General features: G+C 39.7%; 16 protein-coding genes and 6 pseudogenes. 13 read left to right on the forward strand and 9 right to left on the reverse strand.

Going from position 1 to position 22,035, the window contains the following annotated elements; all coding sequences use genetic code 11:
* Positions 1-119 precede the first annotated feature (119 nt).
* The 3 genes and pseudogenes from rlmB to ACU8V8_RS13610 all read right to left on the reverse strand — a co-directional run.
* Positions 120-866: a 23S rRNA (guanosine(2251)-2'-O)-methyltransferase RlmB gene (rlmB, locus tag ACU8V8_RS13600; protein WP_087531074.1), complete on the reverse strand. Its 747-nt coding sequence runs from the start codon at positions 864-866 to the stop codon at positions 120-122.
* Positions 863-3,363, reverse strand: a pseudogene (rnr, locus tag ACU8V8_RS13605) (ribonuclease R). The gene rlmB and the pseudogene rnr overlap by 4 nt, the downstream one beginning before the upstream one ends.
* Before the next feature lie 119 nt (positions 3,364-3,482).
* A pseudogene (locus tag ACU8V8_RS13610) lies at positions 3,483-3,653 on the reverse strand (response regulator transcription factor); the annotation flags it as partial.
* Between the two features lie 303 nt (positions 3,654-3,956).
* Between ACU8V8_RS13610 and ACU8V8_RS13615 the strand changes: the two are divergent.
* The 4 genes and pseudogenes from ACU8V8_RS13615 to queG all read left to right on the forward strand — a co-directional run bounded on the left by ACU8V8_RS13615 (position 3,957) and on the right by queG (position 8,031).
* Positions 3,957-4,821 (forward strand): annotated as a pseudogene (locus ACU8V8_RS13615) (DMT family transporter).
* Positions 4,818-5,516, forward strand: a complete 699-nt coding sequence (locus ACU8V8_RS13620; protein ID WP_087531077.1) for a glycerophosphodiester phosphodiesterase — start codon at positions 4,818-4,820, stop codon at positions 5,514-5,516. Before ACU8V8_RS13615 ends, ACU8V8_RS13620 begins: the two are co-directional and overlap by 4 nt.
* A gap of 100 nt (positions 5,517-5,616) precedes the next feature.
* Positions 5,617-6,843 carry a methyl-accepting chemotaxis protein gene (locus tag ACU8V8_RS13625; RefSeq protein ID WP_087531078.1) on the forward strand — a complete coding sequence of 409 codons (1,227 nt, stop codon included), beginning with the start codon at positions 5,617-5,619 and terminating at the stop codon, positions 6,841-6,843.
* Between the two features lie 57 nt (positions 6,844-6,900).
* On the forward strand, positions 6,901-8,031 hold the full coding sequence (gene queG / locus ACU8V8_RS13630; protein WP_087531079.1) for a tRNA epoxyqueuosine(34) reductase QueG: 1,131 nt from the start codon (positions 6,901-6,903) through the stop codon (positions 8,029-8,031).
* Between the two features lies 1 nt (position 8,032).
* Here the strand turns inward: queG and ACU8V8_RS13635 are convergent.
* The 3 genes and pseudogenes from ACU8V8_RS13635 to ACU8V8_RS13645 all read right to left on the reverse strand — a co-directional run bounded on the left by ACU8V8_RS13635 (position 8,033) and on the right by ACU8V8_RS13645 (position 11,775).
* Positions 8,033-9,164, reverse strand: a pseudogene (locus tag ACU8V8_RS13635) (response regulator).
* A gap of 79 nt (positions 9,165-9,243) precedes the next feature.
* A pseudogene (locus ACU8V8_RS13640) lies at positions 9,244-11,168 on the reverse strand (ATP-binding protein).
* A 118-nt stretch (positions 11,169-11,286) separates the two neighbouring features.
* Entirely contained in the window at positions 11,287-11,775 is a 489-nt protein-coding gene (locus tag ACU8V8_RS13645) for an N-acetyltransferase family protein (RefSeq protein WP_446887863.1), read from the reverse strand.
* A 106-nt stretch (positions 11,776-11,881) separates the two neighbouring features.
* On the opposite strand from ACU8V8_RS13645, the gene ACU8V8_RS13650 reads away from it, so the two are divergent.
* The 6 genes and pseudogenes from ACU8V8_RS13650 to ACU8V8_RS13675 all read left to right on the forward strand — a co-directional run bounded on the left by ACU8V8_RS13650 (position 11,882) and on the right by ACU8V8_RS13675 (position 17,264).
* Positions 11,882-12,457: a glutathione peroxidase gene (locus tag ACU8V8_RS13650; protein ID WP_087531082.1), complete on the forward strand. Its 576-nt coding sequence runs from the start codon at positions 11,882-11,884 to the stop codon at positions 12,455-12,457.
* Positions 12,458-12,543: 86 nt separating this feature from the next.
* Positions 12,544-12,825: a peptidylprolyl isomerase gene (locus ACU8V8_RS13655; RefSeq protein ID WP_087531083.1), complete on the forward strand. Its 282-nt coding sequence runs from the start codon at positions 12,544-12,546 to the stop codon at positions 12,823-12,825.
* Positions 12,826-12,892: 67 nt separating this feature from the next.
* A complete protein-coding gene (locus tag ACU8V8_RS13660) occupies positions 12,893-13,471 on the forward strand; it encodes a glutathione S-transferase family protein (protein WP_446887864.1) in 579 nt (192 codons plus the stop codon).
* A gap of 16 nt (positions 13,472-13,487) precedes the next feature.
* Positions 13,488-13,838: a DUF2750 domain-containing protein gene (locus ACU8V8_RS13665; protein WP_087531085.1), complete on the forward strand. Its 351-nt coding sequence runs from the start codon at positions 13,488-13,490 to the stop codon at positions 13,836-13,838.
* A gap of 87 nt (positions 13,839-13,925) precedes the next feature.
* Positions 13,926-14,606: a hypothetical protein gene (locus ACU8V8_RS13670; RefSeq protein ID WP_446887865.1), complete on the forward strand. Its 681-nt coding sequence runs from the start codon at positions 13,926-13,928 to the stop codon at positions 14,604-14,606.
* An 85-nt stretch (positions 14,607-14,691) separates the two neighbouring features.
* Positions 14,692-17,264 (forward strand): annotated as a pseudogene (locus ACU8V8_RS13675) (M1 family metallopeptidase).
* 93 nt (positions 17,265-17,357) lie between these two features.
* Here the strand turns inward: ACU8V8_RS13675 and ACU8V8_RS13680 are convergent.
* Positions 17,358-17,723, reverse strand: coding sequence for a hypothetical protein (locus tag ACU8V8_RS13680; RefSeq protein ID WP_446887866.1), 366 nt, complete (start codon positions 17,721-17,723; stop codon positions 17,358-17,360).
* A 58-nt stretch (positions 17,724-17,781) separates the two neighbouring features.
* Positions 17,782-18,651: a hypothetical protein gene (locus ACU8V8_RS13685; RefSeq protein ID WP_446887867.1), complete on the reverse strand. Its 870-nt coding sequence runs from the start codon at positions 18,649-18,651 to the stop codon at positions 17,782-17,784.
* A 136-nt stretch (positions 18,652-18,787) separates the two neighbouring features.
* Here ACU8V8_RS13685 and ACU8V8_RS13690 point away from each other — a divergent pair, with 136 nt between their 5' ends.
* The 3 genes from ACU8V8_RS13690 to yjjG are packed head-to-tail and all read left to right on the forward strand — an operon-like array spanning position 18,788 to position 20,975.
* Positions 18,788-19,687: a phosphoribulokinase gene (locus ACU8V8_RS13690; protein WP_087531090.1), complete on the forward strand. Its 900-nt coding sequence runs from the start codon at positions 18,788-18,790 to the stop codon at positions 19,685-19,687.
* A gap of 58 nt (positions 19,688-19,745) precedes the next feature.
* Positions 19,746-20,300 (forward strand): inosine/xanthosine triphosphatase, encoded by a 555-nt coding sequence (gene yjjX / locus ACU8V8_RS13695; RefSeq protein WP_446887868.1) that lies wholly within the window; start codon positions 19,746-19,748, stop codon positions 20,298-20,300.
* A complete protein-coding gene (yjjG, locus tag ACU8V8_RS13700; RefSeq protein WP_446887869.1) occupies positions 20,301-20,975 on the forward strand; it encodes a pyrimidine 5'-nucleotidase in 675 nt (224 codons plus the stop codon). It abuts the gene before it with no gap.
* A gap of 91 nt (positions 20,976-21,066) precedes the next feature.
* Here the strand turns inward: yjjG and lpxC are convergent, their stop codons facing one another.
* Positions 21,067-21,978, reverse strand: a complete 912-nt coding sequence (lpxC, locus tag ACU8V8_RS13705) for a UDP-3-O-acyl-N-acetylglucosamine deacetylase (RefSeq protein WP_087531093.1) — start codon at positions 21,976-21,978, stop codon at positions 21,067-21,069.
* Between the last annotated feature and the right edge of the window lie 57 nt (positions 21,979-22,035).

Raw genomic sequence — 22,035 nt, forward strand, 5'->3', positions numbered from 1 at the left:
GGCGTTGTACGCTAAAGTAAAGAGGAGCTGCTATCAGCTAAAAAATAAAAGCCATGCTTGTTAAGTCAAGCATGGTTTTATATTTATCTTTAAACTGACGGCTACAAGCTTACAGCTTTTTAGGCTTGCGTTGCGTTTCTCTGGCGCAGTACTTCAAACAAACAGATACCAGTTGCAACAGATACATTAAGACTTGATACACTCCCCGCCATAGGGATTTTAACCAATACATCACAATGCTCGCGGGTTAAACGACGCATGCCTTCACCCTCAGCGCCCATTACAATGGCCATCGGACCTGTTAAGTTTGCATCAAATACATGGGTGTCTGTTTCGCCTGCCGTTCCAACAACCCATACACCTGCATCTTTAATTTCACGTAAAGTACGGGCAAGGTTTGTCACTTGAATAAGCGGAACTGTTTCGGCTGCGCCACACGCCACTTTTCGTGCTGTGCCATTAAGCTTTGCTGACTTATCTTTTGGCACAATAATCGCATGAACACCCGCAGCATCGGCGCTACGTAGGCAAGCACCTAAGTTATGCGGATCTGTAATACCGTCAAGTACTAATAAGAACGGAGTGTCTTCACGAGCAATGATCACATCAAGATCTTTTTCATTGTATGTCGGCGCCGCTTTTACATTGGCAATGATGCCTTGGTGCTGCTCATCTTTTGCTTTGTTATCAAGCGCTTTACGTTGCATAAACTGTACTGAAATACCAAATTTACGTGCTTCATTAATTATCGGAGTTAAGCGCTTATCATCACGTCCTTTGAGGGCGTAAATTTCTAAAAAACGCTCAGGCTCTTTTGCTAAAATCGCTTCAACAGAGTGAAAGCCAAAAATTAATTCATTACTCACGTATTATTTGCTCCTGGGCTGGTACGTTTACGGGCATTTTTGCCGGGTCTTTTTGGCTTTTTAACAGCCTTTTTCTTGGTTTTCTTTTTAGTTACGCCATCGGTTGTCGCTTTTGCTTTGGTACGACTGGCAGGTTTCTTTTTACCTTTACTACTGCTTTGTGAGTCTGATTTACCCTTAGTACCCGCTGATGACTTACCTTTGCGAGGCTCTTTTTCATCACCTTTTTTACCAGGGATTTTACCCGCTTTTAATTGTGAACGAACACTCGCTGGGGCATGACCCCCTTTTGCAGAACCACGGCGGCGTGAATAACGGTCTTGAGCAACATCACCACTTAGGGTTAAATTGATACGGCGCTCATCCAAGCTAACAGATGCTACCTGAACAGTTACCTTATCACCAAGACGATATACCTTGTGGGTTTGCTCTCCAATCAAGCAATGTTTAGCTGCATCATGCTGAAAATATTCATTACCTAAGTTGGTTACATGAATTAAACCATCAATTTGTAAATCATCTAAACGAATAAACAAACCAAAGTTTGTTACCGATGAAATAACGCCTTCAAACTCATCTCCTACATGATCTTGCATGTATTCGCACTTAAGCCAATCAGCAACTTCACGGGTCGCATCATCTGCGCGGCGCTCAGTGGTCGAACATTGCTCGCCTAATTGATCAACTTCGTCATCACTATATACATAGTCACCGGATGTTTGCATGCCCTGTGCTTTTAAAATACCTTTAATTGCACGATGCACCACTAAATCAGGATAACGGCGAATTGGTGAGGTAAAGTGTGCGTATTCACCCAGCGCCAAACCAAAGTGACCGATGTTATCAGCTTGATACACAGCCTGCTTCATCGAGCGCAGCAACATGGTTTGAATAAGCTCAGCTTCAGGGCGATCCCCTAACCTAGCGAGTACATGGGTGATTTCTTTTGGCGTTGGCTCATCACTAAGTGTTGATTCAATACCAAGCTCAGACAAGAACTGCCTAAAATTACCAAGCTTTTCGCCATCGGGCTCATCATGCACTCGATAAAGCGCGCTGGCTTCGTGTTTTTCAAGCATTTTAGCCGCAGATACATTGGCTAAAATCATACATTCTTCAATTAACTTATGCGCATCGTTACGTACCACTGGCACGATTGATTCTATCTTACGTTGGGCATTAAATACAAAGCGGGTTTCTAATGTTTCAAACTCAATCGCACCACGCTGTTGGCGTGCGGACTTAAGTGCCATGTACATTTGCTGTAAATCAGTTAAATGCGGAACCACAGCTGCATATTCTTTACGTAGCTTTTCATCGCCTTGCAAAATGGCATTGGTTTTAGTGTAGGTTAAACGCGCATGCGAGTTCATAACCGCTTCATAGAAGCGATAACCAGACAGTTTACCTGCTTCTGATACCATCATTTCCGCAACCATACATAAGCGATCAACTTCTGGGTTTAATGAACATAACCCATTAGAGAGTACTTTTGGCAGCATCGGAATAACTTGCTCAGGAAAATACACTGAGTTACCGCGTTCAATCGCTTCTTTGTTAAGTGGCGTATTCATGCCAACATAATGCGATACGTCAGCGATGGCTACCCATAAGCGCCAGCCTCCGGACTTTTGCGCTCACAATAAACTGCATCATCAAAATCGCGGGCGTCTTCACCATCAATCGTTACTAATGGTAAATCACGTAAATCTACGCGGTTTTGTTTATCGGCTTCTTCTACAAATTCACCTAAATGGGCAACTTGTTTTTCAACCGCTTCAGGCCATATATGGGGAATATCATGGTTACGTAGCGCAACTTCAATTTCCATTCCTGGCGCTAAATGCTCTCCAAGTACATCAACAACCTTACCTACCGCATTCATATTACGGCTTGGATTTTGAGTTATTTGTACTTGCACCATTTGATTATGGCGAGCACCTTTTTCTGTACCAGGTAAAATAATAATGTCTTGGGTGATACGTGGATCTTCGGCCACAACAACCGCAATACCATGCTCAACAAAATAGCGACCAACAATCGGCGCACGTTCATTGGTCAGCACTTTGATAATTCGCGCATCACACTTGCCGCCAGAGCCACGTTTAGTGCCTTTAGCTAATACAATGTCACCGTGCAGCACCATGTTCATTTGATGCTTGGCAATAAACCAGTCTTTACTTTCGCCTTCAACTTCTAAAAAGCCAAACCCATCTCTATGACCGATGACCTTACCTTTAGTCAGGCCTGCTTCGTCAATTAAAGCGTAACATTTAAACTTATTAAAATATAACTGACCATCGCGCTCCATAGCTCTCAAACGGCGTTTAAACGCAATTTGGCGCTCGTCGTCGTTCACCGCCATTTCATCACATAACTGCTGAAAGTTGGCTGGTTTTGCACGGTCTTTTATATGAGTAAGTATAAACTCACGGCTTGGGACAGGGTTTTCGTACTTTTCTTGTTCTCGACTGAGATTAGGATCTTGGTTTGACATTCACTATCTTGTTAATTGGTTATGTTGTTATTTTAACCCATAACCGAACAATGAGACAGGCAAAAGCTATGAAACTTTTAAGAAAGCCAATTTAGTAACGTTAAAATGGCTAAAAAAGGCTATAACCAACCTTTTTGCTTGGCTATTCGTGCTGCATCGACTCGGTTACTGGCATTTAATTTGGCAATGGCTGCTGATAAATAATGACGCACAGTGCCCCCTCTTAAGAATAACCTTGCGGCAACCTCTGCGGTTTTCAACCCTTCACTGGCTAACGGCAATGCTTTTCGTTATTTTTCTGATTGTTGAAAATAAAACCCTGCGCCAAACACTATCACTTAAATCAGGCTGTAATGTTCTGAGGTTGTAAGTAACATATGAGGTTTAGCATCTGAGTATTATTCATAGCTCACCCACCTAACAGAAGTTAATCATCTCAATACGTTAACTATCTCTTTTAAAGCAGGCTTAGTGTAGTGTAAATTGTCATTAATCAAACTAACTTTTGTCATAACCAACATATAAAAAGCAACAAAACTACGCCACTAACTTTACAGTAAAATGCTAATTTTTAATGATTCAAAAGAGGTAAAATGCAGCCACAACAACAAAGCCTTATCTATTTACACATAGCAGTACTGTTGTTTGGCGGCACAGCTTTGTTTGCTAAATTAATTAACCTTAATGCATTAGATATTACTGTTTACCGCACTGCAATCGCAGCGGTTGCGCTTTTAATATTGTTAGTGTTACAAAAAAAAAGCAATTAGGCTACACTCACTCAAAGATTACGCTATAGCGCTTTTTTTAGGGGTAACAGTGGGACTCCATTGGGTAACTTATTTTTCCGGAATGCAACTAGCTGGTATTGCCGTGGGTATGATTGCATTTTTCACTTACCCTGTTATCACCGTATTTATAGAGCCTTTTTTTCATGGCAATAAACCGAAACTAAAAGATTTAATAAGCGCTGCTGTTGTCATGGTAGGAATCTATTTACTAACTCCTGATGCAGACATTGGTAACGATGTGACTCTAGGTATCATAATAGGCATCATATCGGCTTTTTTCTTTGCTTTTCGAAACATCATCCATAAACGCTACTTTAGTCAATACGGTGGCCCACAGACTATGCTTTACCAAACAGTGATTGCGTGTCTTATGTTATGTGCATTCATTGAAGTACCTATTATGCAAGTAGCTCATTATGATTTGAGCTTATTAATTGTTGCAGGCGTTATTTTTACGGCAACACCACACTCGTTATTTGCAGCAAGTTTACAGTATTTATCTGCATCAACGGCAGGGCTTATATCTTGTTTACAACCATTATATGGTACATTTTTAGCCTTTTTATTATTACATGAACAACCTTCATTACTGACTTTAGTCGGTGGAACTTTAGTGATCAGCGCAGCGTTTTATGAAACCTGGTCAGTGACACGGAAACACAGATGATGAAAATATTTGCTCACCGCGGTGCAAGCGGTACTTATCCTGAAAATACGCAAAGTGCAATCAAAGCAGCCGTTGAAATAGAAGTAGATGGTATTGAAGTTGATGTACAAAGTTGCTCAGACGACTACATGATAATCCATGATACTTGGCTTGACCGAACCACCAGCGGACGAGGTAAAGTAAATAAGCTAAGCCGTGAACAAATTCAACGCTTTGATGCTGGCAATGGGGAATTTGTGCCGACTCTTAGCCAACTTATTGATTGGGTAGCCAATAAAACACTGATTAATTTAGAGCTCAAGCATACTTTTTCTCTGGATAAGTTTGTTGCACAAATTGAAGCGAGTGTAGCAAATAATAAGCTCTCTCGTGATAACCTTTTAGTGTCTTCCTTTGATCACCATCAACTCATGTGGCTTAAACAACAGTTACCATGGGTAAAAATAGGCGCTTTAACGGCCTCTATCCCAATTCATTACGCAGAGTTTGCTCAGCGACTTCATGCATACAGCATTCACATTGACAAAAACTTTATTAATCATGAGTTTGTTGTTGACGCAAAAAGCAGGGGCTTAGAAATTTATGCCTATACTGTTGATAAACAAGAAGACATTGAACAAATGCTAGAATATGGTGTCGACGGCATTTTTACTAACTATCCGTGCAATACTAAAATGATTTTAAACTCAATCTAATGAACATTTTCAATGGCTGTGATTTAACCTATATTCTTGAATTAATTTAAATTTGAGCGATACTGAGTTAAACACGATGCAACAATCAAGTGGACCATTAATGAGTGGGTATATGCGTATTTATAATTTTATCGAACAGAGTTTATTCTTCACTTTAACACGAAAAATAGTGGGCAATCTAATTTTTGTTTTTACTTTTCAATTGATTACTCTAATTTGGTTGTATCAATCTCTAAATGAGAAAAATGCGAGTACAGGCTTATTTTGGTTGCTGAGCGGTCTCATTGTCATAGGTTTTGCTTTTACTCTTTTCTACATGCGTTTTTTAATTGTGCGCCCAGTAACAGCTATGCGCGACACCCTCGCTCAAATAAATCAGCAAGATGCCAATCTCGGGGCTAAACTCCCCCAATTTACTTATGACGAATTTCGTGAAATAAGCGAACAATATAACCAGTTTACCACTCATTTAACTGAGTTACTTGCAACTACCTACCAAAGTGCACAAGCAAGTGCGCAAAGTAACAATGACGTTACTCACTCAATGCAGCAAACAGCAGCATTAAGTGAACAGCAAATTAACTTTAGCCAAACAATTACATCAGCGAGTAATCAAATAACCGACAATTTACAAGGTATTGTCACCAATACTGATAATGTTCATGAAGTGAACGCTGAACATTTACACTTTGTAACTAACTCTGCAAAAGAACTCACAGAGTTAGTTTCTCAAGTAAAATCTATTGGGCATGTCCTTGGTAAGTTTTCAGAAACGATTACAGGGTTAAAGCAAAATAGTGAAAACATTCGCAGCATTTTAAAAATGGTCGAGGAGTTTTCAGACCAAACAAACTTATTAGCTTTGAATGCTGCGATTGAAGCAGCTCGTGCGGGCGAAGCAGGAAGAGGGTTTGCGGTTGTCGCTGACGAAGTTAGAACCTTATCTGTAAAAGTAAGCGACGCGACGCGACAAATTAGCGACTTTATTAATCAAATGGACTCACTTGTTGGCCAAACAAACAAAGAGTCTGAACAATTAATGGGCTACTCTCGCAATGCTGAAGACACAATAAGTAAAACCTCTCATGGCTTTACTCAGCGACTCATTGAATTTGAACAAAACCAACAACAACTTCAACAAATAGTCAGCGCTGTACACCAGTTAGAACAAACCCAAAACCAGACGCATAAGACCGTTGAGGAAATTGTAGCACTAGGTTCACAAGCTAAATCTCAAATAGATGTAGCACTAACTGATTGCCAACAATCACAAAGACTTAGTGAACATACTCAACAACAGTTAAAGCGCTTTGTTGAGGAACAGTGATTTTGCTCAACGATTATGATAAATTGCGCCGCTATTTTTCATGATTAGTGTACCCACGTGACGAACCCAACGCCTAATTACCAACAACTTGCTTTAGATATAAAACAATGGGGTCTAGAGCTCGGCTTCAGCGAAGTCGGTATTACCGATATTGATTTAACTAAGCATGAAGCTCAACTTCAGCGTTGGCTTGATTTAGGTTATCACGGCGATATGGAATATATGGCAGCACATGGCATGAAACGCGCCCGCCCCGCAGAGCTTGTCCCTGGCACACAACGGGTTATTTCTGTCAAAATGAACTACTTGCCTCCAGATGCAAGCTTTGCTAAAAACCTTAAAAATACCGACAAAGCTTATATTAGCCGCTACGCGCTTGGTCGCGATTATCATAAATTGATGCGCAACCGTATAAAAAAGTTAGGTCAAAAAATAGAACAACATGTTGAACACCTTGGTTTTCGTCCATTTGTTGATTCAGCGCCCGTCATGGAGCGTCAACTTGCAGAAAAAGCGGGCCTTGGTTGGCGTGGCAAGCATAGTTTATTAATAAACAAAGAAGCTGGCTCGTGGTTTTTTCTTGGAGAGTTATTTGTTGATATACCGCTGCCGATAGATAAACCTAATGAATTTGAAGGCTGCGGAAAATGTGTTGCATGTATAACCCTTTGCCCTACAGGGGCGATTGTTGAACCGTATGTAGTTGATGCACGCAAATGTATTTCATACTTAACCATTGAATTGCAAGGTCCAATCCCTGAACAATACCGTGCCTTATTAGGCAATCGTGTTTATGGCTGTGACGATTGCCAATTAGTATGCCCATGGAACCGCTATGGCCAAATTACCGATGAAGCTGATTTTCATCCACGTAAACAACTAAAAGATAAGGATTTACTCGAGCTTTTCACCTGGAATGAAGCAACATTTTTAAAAAATACCGAAGGCAGCCCTATAAGGCGTATTGGCCACCAACGTTGGCTGCGCAACTTAGCCGTTGGACTAGGTAATGCAAAGTTTAATCAAACAATCATTAATGCCCTCAACAGCAGTCGAGAACATGCATCTGAATTAGTAAAAGAACATATTGATTGGGCCATCGAACAACAACTAAAAAAACAAAAGCAGCTCCGTAAAACTGCTCGTTTAATCAGAATTGTTGAAAAAGGCCTACCTCGAGACGCATAACCTAGTTATTTATTAAAAGAGTTAAGTCTTGCTCAATCTCGTTAAATGCAGCTTTAACGCCTTTTACAGACGCCTCACGAGCCACTGAGTTTTGGATCGTTTGATCTACCTTCTGATAAATAAACATTTCTTGGTCATCATCCAACCCCATACTCGGGATCCGCTCTTCGAGCTCTTCTTGCAAGCGCTTAAACACCGCTTCATTAGCGACTCTATTTTTATCGAGTAATTCAATCAAATCTTGGAAACTTTTTATGTAGCATAGTAACCACATTATTAAAATTATCTTGCTGAGATTCTAATTTTTTACTAGTTAGAATTGCACGTAATTGCTGCTCAGTTACACTCACTATAAAACAAACATGATCACGAATTCGACCATGCTTATCTGGATCGTGATCTGGCATATTTAAAATCAGCATACTAATCAACTCATAGTTAACTAAAATACGATGGGAAAACTCATGTAAACGCCCTTTGTTCTTTAACATATCAAATAGCTCTATTACGATAGGTGAACAACTACCATTTAAAGCAAAATGCTGTGCAGGCTCAGGGTCTAATCTAAACTCAATATTACTTTGCAGATCAAAACTATTCAGACAATTAACCAAGGCTTGGCCTAGGTCTTTAACGTTATCTATTAATGCAATACTTTCAATGTAGTTAACTATTTGCCCCATTTCACTGCAATTGGCCATTGCATTAAAAGCCGTCGATGTTGCGTCTTCTACCTGTTGCTCTAAACTTGCTTTTTCAAGTAACACTTCGTTTAAATGGACAAGTTTTGCTTTAAGTTCATCTTGGCTAAATGGCTTAACAATATAATCTTCCGCCCCTACAGCATAGCCTTCCATACGCTCCTCCACCGTACCTCTAGCAGATACGAACATGACGATCATATTTTCCGTCTTTGGGTTTGCCTTTAATTGCTTACACACTTCATAACCATTCATTTTTGGCATACTAACATCAAGCAAAATAACTTGTGGTGAGAACTCTTCGACCATACTTAAGCATTCAGGGCCGCCACTTGCTACTTTTAGCTCAAAGGGAAGGTCTGCTAAAATTTCTTCAATTATTTCGAGGTTAAAAGGTTCGTCATCCACAGCTAAAATTCGAGTTAAAGGCATAAATATATGTCATCCATTCTTATATTGTCTTTTAATAGTTTAGTCTCAAAAAAAACACTTACCAGTCAGTCTAAGTAATTTATTTCTCCTGTGTACAAGATGTCATTGTTTTCAGCGGTAATTTAACCTTGATTGTTGTGCCGCCTAAATCATTATTATGCGCAGTAATATCACCTTGATGTAAAAGCACAAATTCCCTACATAAAGCTAAACCTAAGCCAGTTCCTCCTGAACCATTATTCGTTTTACTACTTTGAATAAATTTTGAGAAAACATGTTCTAATTCATCTTCAGGAATACCCACGCCACTATCAATCACCTCTATCATTGCATGCTGTTCTATTTGCATTAGTGTTAAGGTTATATAGCTATGAGGACCACTAAACTTCAGCGCATTGCCTAAGATATTGCGTAAAAGTTGATTTACTTGTTCTTCGTCACAATCAGCTACGACAGATGTTTCGGGGGGCTGGTATGCGATTTCTATTTCTTTTTCCATCGCAGTCCCCGCAACATCCTCTATCGCTGTTTTAATTATATGGCTCAAGTCATGTGCCTGTGGATTAAAGGGAAATTTACCTACATCTAGTTTAGATAAATCTAATAAATTATTTAATAATGAAAGTAAACGTTCACCGCTGGATTCAATTCTAGTTAAGTACTTGAGTATTTTATCCGCGGAGAAATCCCCTTTACGAAGCTTCTCTAACCCAAACCGAGCAAAACTTAAAATTGAGTGCATGGGGGTTCTTAACTCATGAGACATATTCGCCAAAAATTCTGATTTACTATGATTAGCAGCTTCGGCTAAATCTTTTGCTTGTTCCAATTGACACGTTCTTGCACGAACTTGCTCCTCGAGCATATCTTTAGCTTCTAATAAAAGCTCCTCTTTTTGTTTCAAGTGCGTTACATTCTTAAAGATAACAGCCAGTGCTATTTCCCCATGATGGTCAATCTCATTAAATGAGCCGACTAAAGGAATTCCAGCTCCCTCTTTTTGAGGCAGATATAAATCACAGCTAAACTGTCGGTTTAAATTAAGTGTGGTTATTTTTTCTTTAATCTGTGAAATCGAGGGACTATCTAATAGCTCGAACACCGAACGCCCTTGAAAATCTTTAGCGGCTAAAGAAAATAAGCGTGAACAAGCATCATTCGCTTCAATAATTTTGCCGTTACGCTCAAATAACATAATCGCATCTGGGGTATGCTTATAAATAACACGCAATAAACTGTCTTTTTCAATTAGCGCATCAACAGTATCTTGAAGTCGCTCAACTAGTTCAGTGTTATGACGCTTTAATAATTCAGTTTGCCAAAGTTTATGTAGAGATTGTAGCAATACATTTTCATCAAGTGGCTTTATTAGTACATCTTCAACACCTTGGCGAATTGCTTCAATCATAGAGACTTGATCGGGTTTAGAAGTAAACAACAGGCAACGACATTGTGGCTGTAACCGCTTTAACTTGGCAAATACTTCAAGGCCTGAACCATCAGGTAAACTAAAGTCGCTAAGCAACAAGTCAAACTTTTGCTTGTTTGCATGAGCTACAGCTTCATTTAAAGTACTTGCGGATTTTGTTGGAATATGTGCGCCGAGCAAACTTCTCTCTATTTTTCTAGCCGCTGGGGAATATGGTCGACGAGCAATACGGTGGGTAGTTGTAAAATAAAATCAGAGCCAAGTTCTAAGATGCTTTCAAGTAAAGAGCTGATCTCTTTATTGACAAAAAACGGATAGATAACCACCGCATTAGGCATCAACCTGTTAAGTTCACTGAACGCATTTAGCTGCTCGCCATTTTCAGCTTTGGGGGCTAATAATAAAAAATTATCTTTACTTACTTGGGCCACTAACAATTGTGCTATATCTAATGGCGTGCCATGTGCAATAGCAATTAAGTCATAGTCGTTTAATAACTCTTCCTCATGCAACATTGAAAAATGAGTCAATTCAACCTCACAGCCTATGAGTTCAAGTAACACTTTGACTCGCATTGCTAATACACTACTGCTATCAACGATTAAAATTTTTCGCACAAGTTAACCACACTCTAAAAAATGACCTTAGCAAAGCGTAGTATAAATTTTCTTAATTAGCACAAGTAAGGTATGTTTAATCTAAGTGTTTACCCAGTATAGTTAAGCTATAAGGGTTACCGTCCATAACAGCCACATTAGGAAGTTCGCCCCAGTGCGAAAAGGCAAACTTTTCAAATAACTTTATACTTGGTGTATTGTGGCTAAATATAAATGCTAGTAGCACCTTAATATCCAAACGTTTTGCTTGTTGCTCGGCAAACTTTAGTAGCTTTTTACCTAAACCTTGGCCTTGTGCAGTTGAGGTAATGTAAATGCTAATTTCAACTGTACCGTCGTATGCTGGGCGCCCATAAAAAGACTTATAACTTAGCCATGCAACAATCTTCTCATTTTGCTGATAAACATAGATCGGCCGTTTTTCTGTGTGACTATCAAACCAAGCTTGTTTATCAGCAACACTCACAGGCTGAGTATCAGCAGTGACCATACGCCCAGCAATAGTTTCGTTATAAATAGCAACAATGGCAGGTAAGTCGTTTTTATCGGCTAATCGAGTAATCATAAAGTTTTAGTAGTTGTTGATCAGTAAATTGCATAGTAACGTATCAATGAAAATGACACTACTGCAAATGGCACTAACTAGCCATACCATATAAAGGAATAGTCAGATGTTGAAAAAATTAATTCTGTGTGGCGCTATTTTAAGTAGCGGCTTTTCAGCCCATGCAGAACAGATAAATGAATCAAACAGCACAAGCGCACAAAGTTGTGATGACTTTACTAACGTTGCTATACGTAAGTTACGTTCAAAAGAGTCAATAAACCTATGTCAATTCAAAGGCAAACCTTTGCTTATCGTCAATACTGCCAGCAACTGCGGTTTCACTTCTCAGTTTGAAGGTTTAGAAGCGCTTTATCAAAAATACCAAGATCAAGGGTTAGTGATATTAGGTTTTCCCTCTGACGACTTTTTCCAAGAAGAAGACGATGAAAAAGAAACAGCAAAAGTTTGCTATGTAAATTATGGCGTGACTTTTCCCATGTTCGCAACCAGCGAGGTACGTGGCAGTGATGCAAACCCTATTTTTAAACACTTAAACGAGCAAACCAGCTCACCAAATTGGAATTTTTATAAGTATATCGTCTCAGCAGATCGCAGCACTGTACAACGCTTTAATAGTAAAACTAAGCCTAACTCTGAAAAGCTAACTAAAGCGATAGAGCAAGCAATTTCAAAGATTTAAATTTATACTGGTACTATCGGTCTTAATTAGACTAGAATAGAAATAAATTTGATTAAAAAAACACCACAATGTAAACGGGAGATTTTATGACAGTGGCAAGCGCACGACACATCTTAGTAGACAGCGAAGCTGAATGTTTAGATTTAAAAGCAAAAATAGAACAAGGAGAGGAATTTGCTGAACTCGCTAAAGCACATTCAAATTGTCCATCAGGCCAAGACGGCGGCGCACTTGGCGAGTTTGGTCCTGGTATGATGGTTCCTGAGTTTGATAAGGTTGTTTTCTCTGCGCCTATCAACCAAGTACAAGGCCCTGTGCAAACCCAGTTTGGTTACCATTTATTAGAAGTAACCAGCCGTACAGAATAACGTTTGCTTTATAGCTAAACAAAAGAAAGCCGCCTCTGCGGCTTTCTTTTTACCCTAAGGAAAGCACATGAAACTATTAGGCTCAACAACCTCGCCCTTTGTTCGTCGCATTCGTATTTGGGCACTGTTAAATCAATGCAGTCTTGAGTTTATCAACTTAGATATTTTTTCAGACACTGATCGTCAGCTAATGATACAAAATAATCCAGCCCGAAAAATTCCAGTGTTAATCACTAAGCAGCAAACGTTGGCGGATTCAAATAACATCATCCGCTTTTTACTCGAACAACACAGTCAAACTCGTCTGAATTGGCAACAAGAGCACCTATTAACAATCATTAATGCATGCAATGATTCACTGGTTGAGCTATTACTTTGTCAGCGTTCAGGATTCGATACGCAGGATGATAAATTATTTTTTAATCTACAAAATGAACGCATTGCTGAAACATTAAGCTATTTAAATAACCATTTTGCCGATGCAGAATTTAAAAGCTGTGAATACCTGTGCATCAGTTTATACTGCTTACTTGATTGGATTTGCTTCCGCGAGTTAACAGATCTCACAGGACATACTGAGTTAATGAAGTTTTATCATTCATTTGCTCAGCAACAAGCAGTACAACAAACCGATCCTCGAATTTAATATTAAGGGTACACACATGAGCGAAATAGAAATTGAATCGGAACTAGTTAGTTTTGTAGAAAAAGTACGTCAAAGTGAGCAAGTTTGGGCGCTTGGTGCGCAAGACGGTGGCTTTGTTGTTTGCGAATCGAACCAGTTTGAAAGCACGGATGTATTACTTCTGTGGGAAAGTGAAGCTGCTGCAAAAGCCCAGTGTAAAGAAGAGTGGGCTGATTATGCTCCTGCAGAAATAAACCTTGATGAGTTTTTAGATGAATGGATTGAAGATCTAAAAGAAGACGATGCCTTGATTGGACTAAACTGGAATGACGATCAAGTGTGTGTTGAAATCGAACCTGTAGGCCTTGCTCGCGCTTTAAGTGAGTAAATTTAAGTACATACTGAAAACGCTAGTTTATTTGCTTTGTAAAATTTGCTATAAACTAGCGTAAATCTATAGTCTCAAGGTATTACGTTGAAATCCCATCTAGGTCGACGCCCATTTTCAGCGATGGAATTACATACACTCTCCCATGGCTATATTTATGGCGATCAACGCTTACCCCGAGAACAAGCCAAACACTGGCACTTTTGGTTACCATTAATTGCATATTATTCTGGTGCTTATAGCGACGAAATTGGTCATTTAGAGCTAAATAACATTGTTACTTACAATGGTATTGCCTGCTTTGACTTTCATACTCATGGAAAAATAAAACCCCGCTTAGTCCCTATTCATCAGGCATTATTTGATGCTGGCTTGAATGAATACATTGCTTTACTTAAACAGCAAAAACACACCCGTCTACTGTTTGACTTACCTTCAAAGTCAGGCCGCTACAGTGAAAAAGTACGCATTTGGTTTTCAGGCGAAGGTGAACGCGCTGGGTATTTACAAAAGTGCGATATTCCTAATGTTGATCAATTAGGAATGAAAACCGCAATCAGCAGTTTACGACTCAACTTTGAGCAACAAATCCGTATTTTTGCAATTCAAGCAAACTCTAAAGATGCCTTTAATTATTTAATGGGCTTTATTGAGTACCCTGAACAAGCATTTACAGATATCGCACTACTTAACCAAGTTATTCAACAGATACGTAATATCAACCCGCACATACATTGGCAGCGATTTACAGCTCGCCACAGCGCCTGACAAACTTTGTTACCAACCGGCTCATTACTCAGCCCTTAAAAACTGCTAGGATGTAAATTCTAACAAGAACAGTTCAGGGACTCTTATGTTTATAAAAAGCTTACTCACTCTTAGTGTGGCTATCGCTGTAAATTCAGCTCATGCCAATGAATACGTCATCGAAAAACTCGCCAAACCAAGTTCTCAGCAGGTTTCATTGACCCTAGATCCTGCCCAAGATTCCTTCAGTGGTGAAACAGAAATAGCACTAGAAGTACTTAAACCAACTAAATACATTGAACTCAATGGCGTTGATTATGCAGCGCAAATGGCACAACTTTTAGGCGCAGAGAATTGTGACTTAAGTACACAAATGCTAAAGACAGGCAAGGTGAAGTTCGTATGTGCAGAGCAAATTCAACCGGGTAAATACACCCTAAAAATTGATTTTACCGCACCATATAACCGAAACAGCGTAGGCTTATACAAAACCATAGATCAAGGCACTCCCTATTTATTTACTCAATTTGAAATGAGTGATGCACGTCGCGCATTTCCGGTATTTGATGAGCCTAGTTATAAAATTCCATTTCAGCTGACCATTACAGCACCGAGTTCACAAAAAGTGTATGCCAATACGCCTGAACTAAAAACCACTATAAATGGCGATATGACGACGCATTTTTTTGATAAAACACCGCCAATTCCATCATACCTTGTTGCTATGGCTGTAGGACCATTTGAAGAGCGTGAAGTCAAAGGCATGCCAATTCCTGGGCGCATTATTACCCCGCAAGGTAAAATTCATTTAGGCGAGTATGCCGAGCAAAATATGCCACGCGTCTTAGCTGCACTTGAAGAGTATTTTGGTAGTCCGTACGTTTATAAGAAATTGGATTCAGTTGCAGTCCCTGAATTCCCGTTTGGAGCAATGGAAAACTCAGGTCTTGTTACTTACCGTGAAGACATTTTATTAGTAGATCTCGCAACTGCAACGCGCAGTAAAAAGCAGCGCAACATATCTATTATAGCTCACGAGCTTGCGCACCAATGGTATGGTAACCTAGTGACCATGAAATGGTGGAATGACTTATGGTTAAATGAAGCATTTGCAAGTTGGATGGCCGCCAAAATCACTGCACAGTTAAACCCTGAATTTGAATCTCATCTAGATTTACCACAAAACCAAGTAATGGCCCTAGATGCCCGGTTAAGCACTAAACCAATTCGTAAACCAATCAAAACTGAAGCCGATATTATGGACGGCTTAGGCCTTGCATACAGTAAAGGCAGCTCCGTACTTGCGATGGTTGAAAACTGGATTGGCGAAAAAGCTTTTCAACAAGGCATTCAGGCTTACTTAAAAAAAGTTCTCTTATAAAAATGCTGAAGCAGCCGATTTATGGCAAGCCTTAGGTGAAGCGTCTAACAAAGATGTTGCAAGTGTATTAAAGTCATTCATTGAGCAATCATCGTTTCCACTTATTAAAGTAAGTCAGCAAGGTAAAACGGTTACTATCAAGCAAAGCCGATTTACTAATGCAGGTGTTGATGCACCAGCACAATTATGGAATGTACCTGTTGCAATCAAATATGGCGCAGGTGATAAAGTAAAAACAGCCAATGTATTGCTCAGCAAAGATACCCAAAAGGTTGAACTAGACTTTACCCCTGAATGGATTTACCCAGATCAAGGTGCACTGGGTTATTACCGATGGGTGATGGATGACAAACAATTTGCATCATTAATGGAAAATGCGGCCGAGCAACTCACCGTGCGTGAGCGCTTAGCGCTATTATCAGCTGCTGATGCACTATTAGATGCTGGTGTGATTTCTGCTGGGCATTTAATGCAAACACTGGAAACATTTGTCAGTGACAAGCACCCTCGCGTTGCAAGTACCGCTCTGGGTTATTTAGCCGCTCAAAAACATACTTTCGAAGATGAAAGCAACCACGATTTATGGCCTGCGTTTATTCGTAAAAGTATCACCCCTGCTGCTAAGCAATATGGCCTAACAGCACAAATAAATGAAGATGCTGCAATTGCTCAACTGCGTTCTCCAAGTTGTTTCACGCCTCGGTTTTGATGGCGAGGATCAAAATGTTATAAACACAGCAAAAGCACAGGCACAATTATATTTAAATAACCCTGAAAAAGTAGATCCTTACTTAGCTTCAACCTATTTAAACTTGGCGGCATTTCATGGTGATAAAAACCTTTTAGATGCGTACATCAACACTTTTAAAACGACAAAAGACCCACAAGTACGCACTAAAATGCTCGCAGGGATGAGCTATTTTGGCAAATCAGCGTTGCAAACTAAAGTGCTTAATTACAGTTTAACGGATGATGTAACAGCATCAGACATGCGCACTATTATGTCGGGCCAAATGTATACAAAAGCACGGGAAGCTTTGTTTATTAATTGGGTTTATGAAAATTACGACAAAGTGGCTGCTAATTTGCCACCATTCTTAGTACCAAACCTACCTTACTTCACCACCTCAGGCTGTAGTGCTAATAGCTTAGCAAAGACCCAAGCTTTCTTTAACGATAAGGTTGCGGATGTCCCAGGTTATGCACGAACATTAAGTAAGCTAGAAGAAAGTGTTAATAACTGTATTTCACTTAAAGAACGAGAACTTGAATCAGTTAATAGCTTTTTAAAGCGTTAATTCATATAGATTTAAGTTAACTAAAACGGCAAGCCAATGGCTTGCCGTTTTTATATTGTTCTGAGTAAAAAATTATTTAATACAGATTTTAAATTAGCCATTTATAATTTTTATTAGTAAAGTAATAAACTCTTTTGCTGCTTTTTCTGTCGTTATTTTAAAACCAATACCGTAGTGAATAGGGTTTGCACTTTTATAAATACGCGTCGGAAAACGAGTCATTTCACTGCTGTGGAAAAAGCCTGAAATTCGACTAACGCCATCAATAGCATGAAAGTCATCACTAAACACTTCAAGCGCCGGACGTAATACCAACTTTGCTTGCCCACCTTCAATATGCAAATAAATCGCTTCTTTTGATTTTGGCAGCATATATTCAGAAATATTCTTAATTTTAAAGTTACTGCGACAATCTAGTGCGACGAGTTGTTCGTTGATTTGCTCTGGTGTTGCTACCATAAGGTTACTTGCTCTTATTAGGTTGTTAGCTGTAATTCAATTACAGCAAATAAATTTGCTATTTCCGACAAACAAATGCCAATTGTTCATTGTTGTAACTTAGTCTTGTAATTTGTGCACTGCAATAAGGTGTTAAATCAAGCCACTGAGATACATTCTCAGGTGCACTTAAACTGCGTTGGTAAATACGATTGTTTAGTGCGTAAACAACCGTATTGTCGTTTTTAAAGGTGTAATCTTGGACACCATCCGGTAAGCGAAACAAATCCGTTACCATTTGCGAATTAGGCGCATAACTTGCCAACCAATTTTCTGCATTTTTAGTATAGGTGAACGTAAACGCGGCTAGTGAAGCATTAAACATTAATGTTCGACCTATGTTTTGTGCAACAACTTGCCCTTTAGCAGCTGCAACTTTGGTGTATTGTAATGTATGCGGCTCGCCTAAAATAAACATCACAAGATCATTATCAATCCCCCAAGCATGGTAGCCAACAGGTTCAATCCACTCAAATATACGACTCGGTGGCAACTCAGTGTTTAATGGGTATTGCCATAACTTTTGTTTACCATCGGCCTCAACCACAATCGCAGAAAGTGCATCGCCTTTAGGCGTTAAAGTCGCGGAGTATTCACTAACAGGGCTGTTTGTGAGATTGTATGTTTGCTGATCATCAAAACTATAAAAGGCTAAATCTGTTTGGCTTTGCCCTAACTCATTCACTTCTTGAGTAAAATAAATACCATTATCAGTCAATAAAGGCTGGTTATTATAACTATTTCCTTCTGTAATTCGGCTCACTTGTAAACCGTATTCAGTATTTGGTTTCGCTAATAGTATTTCACTCTTTGGCATAGCACTATGCGCTATAAACGGCATTAATAATGCTGTGCAGGCAATTCCGTGTCGTAATAAAGTCAATTTCAACAATCTCTTTAATTATTTTTATCGTTACATAATAGCGCTATTTGAAGAAGATTCACAAACTTGTTAATGATCTGCCCCTTGACCTACCCCCATGCTTGCCCTTATAACTAGTGTGCTACTTAAAACGAGAGTAACTATGTCAGCTAAACATCCTATTATTGCAATTACTGGCTCATCTGGTGCAGGTACAACCACCACGACGAACGCTGTAAAACATATTTTCCGCAGTTTAAATATTGAAGCGGCCTTTATTGAAGGCGATAGCTTTCATCGCTATACCCGCCCTGAAATGGATAAAAAAGTGCGTGAAGCGCAGCAAGAAGGTAAACATATTAGCTACTTTGGTCGTGAAGCAAATGACTTTGGCGCATTAGAAGAGCTGTTTAGTACCTATGGCGAAACCGGCACAGGAAAGCTACGCCGCTATTTACATACCTTTGATGAAGCCGTGCCTTATAATCAATTACCAGGCACATTCACTCCTTGGCAAGAGCTAAAAAGCAGCACTGATATTCTGTTTTATGAAGGTCTCCACGGTGGCGCTGTCGATCAAGATCACGATGTTGCAAAACATGTCGATTTACTGATTGGCATGGTGCCCATTATTAATCTTGAGTGGATCCAAAAGTTGATCAGAGATACCTCTGAGCGCGGACACTCTCGTGAAGCGGTTATGGGCTCTATTGTACGCAGTATGGATGACTATATAAATCACATTACGCCACAGTTCTCTCGTACGCATATTAATTTTCAGCGCGTACCAACCGTTGATACTTCAAACCCATTCAGCGCTAAAGACATTCCATCACTTGATGAAAGCTTTGTGGTTATTCGCTTTAGGGGAATTGATGACGTGGACTTCCCTTACTATTTGCAAATGATTGAAGGCAGCTTTATGTCGCGGATCAACACCCTCGTGGTACCTGGTGGCAAGATGGGCTTAGCTATGGAATTGGTATTAACACCACTTATCAAAGACATCATTTTAAAGAAACGCGCCCTTGCTGATCTGTCTCCTGTAGATATCCCTATTTAAAATATACTTTTAATACAAATAACGTACACTACCTCTTTGCGACGTAAAGGAGTAGTGTATGAAGTCTCATACTCAAATACTAAACATTCTTGTTGGCTCAAAGAACCCAGTTAAGATCAATGCCGCAGCGCATGTTTTCACTGCATTTTTCCCGCAACACGAAATTAAGTGTGTAGGTATACATGCCCCTTCAGAGGTACCCGACCAACCGATTGGTGAAGAACAAACCCGAGTTGGTGCAGAAAATCGCGTAGCGTATGCAAAACAACATCACCACGCAGATTTTTATGTTGCGATGGAAGGTGGAGCTGCGCAGTTTAGCTATGGGCCAGCTACTTTTGCTTATGTTGTGATTGCCAATACAGTACAACAAAGTATAGGGCGCAGTAGCAACTTGCCTTTGCCGCACGTTTTATTCAATGCCCTCTTAAATGGTGAAGAACTTGGCGATGTGATGGACAATGCATTTAACACTCACAATATTAAGCAGCAAGGGGGCGCTATTGGCTTGTTAACCAATAACCAAGCCACACGTCAAAGTACATACACTCAAGCACTCACACTCGCTATGGCGCCTTTTTTACATCCCGAACTTTACGCTAAGGAAGTTTAAATGAAGTATACCCATATTCTATTTGATGCTGACGAAACATTGTTTAGCTTTAATGCCTACGCTGGCTTAAAGCGCATGTTCGCCACTTACGATATAGATTTCACTCAAGCTGATTACGAACAGTACCAACTAACAAATAAATCATTATGGCTCGCCTATCAAAATAATAAAATATCGGCAACTCATCTTCAGGTAACACGCTTTAGTGAATGGGCCACTAAACTCAAGGTGCCAGCACAACAACTCAATGATGATTTTTTAACTGCAATGGCAGAAATTTGTCAGCCTCTACCCGGTGCAGTAGAGCTTTTAACTAAACTTAAGCCCCATGCAAAACTGGGTATTATCACTAATGGCTTTACCCAATTACAAGCACGCCGATTAGCGCACACAGGTTTACAAGATATGTTTGATTGGCTGGTTATCTCTGAGCAAGTGGGTATCGCGAAGCCCGCTGTAGAAATATTTAATCATACATTTGAGCTTATGGGCAACCCTGCAAAAGAGCAGATTTTAATGGTGGGTGATACTGCTAGCAGCGATATTCTTGGTGGTATGAATGCAGGAATAGACACATGTTGGTTACAGCATCCAGGCTTTGAACTACCACCAGGAGTTACGCCAACTTATAAGATTACTGAACTGGTGCAATTACAACAACTTTTGGGATTGTAGCAAGGTTCAAGGTTCACAATTAAACCGTAATATTTAAGCAAAAAAAATGACGCTAAAAGCGTCATTTTTTATAACTGTTTAATGTAATCTATTAAGCTGTAGCCACTTCAAGTCCTGGTGCTGGCATAGTAACAGGGGTATCAAACGTAGCCCATTCCCATGCTGACTCTGTTGCCATAATTTTACGAAGTAGTTTATTGTTTAAGTCATGGCCTGATTTGTAGGCAGTAATTTTACCTAAAATATTGTGACCAGTCATAAACATATCACCAACACAGTCTAAAATTTTATGCTTTACAAATTCATCGCTGTAGCGCAGACCATTTGGATTAAGTACTTTAAACTCGTCCAATACAACTGCGTTATCCATGCTACCACCGAGAGCTAGATTATTAGCATGCATGTATTCAATGTCTTTCATAAAACCAAACGTACGTGCGCGGCTGATTTCTTCTGTAAAGCTTTGTGCCGTAATATCTAAACCGATACGTTGGCGGCTTTCATTGATTGCTGGGTGATCAAAAGCAATTTCAAAGTCGATATGAAAACCATCATATGGTTCAATCTCAGCCCATTTATCGCCTTCTTCAATACGTACTTTTTCTTTAATACGAATAAAGCGTTTAGCAACTTTTTGCTCTTCAATTCCGCCTTTTTGTAACAAGTATATGAATGGTAATGCACTACCATCCATAATAGGCACTTCTGAGCTGTCTAATTCAACGATTAGATTATCGATGCCCATTGCTGCAACAGCCGCAATAAGGTGCTCAGTAGTAGATAAGCGAACGCCATCTTTATTGGTTAAACAGGTACACAATTGCGTATCACCAACGGCTTCAGGTGTTGTTTCAAAATCAACAACCGGATCAAGGTCGACACGACGAAATACAATCCCAGTATTTGCGCTCGCAGGTCGGAGAGTTATTGTGACCTTCTCACCTTTATGAAGTCCAATTCCTATGGCTTTGACTACTTTTGCAATCGTACGCTGTTTAATCATAGGTTCGCTCACTTATAGTTACAGTTAGACGGCGGATTGTATCATAAATACTATCAG

The sequence above is a fragment of the Pseudoalteromonas sp. SaAl2 genome, assembly GCF_052947895.1.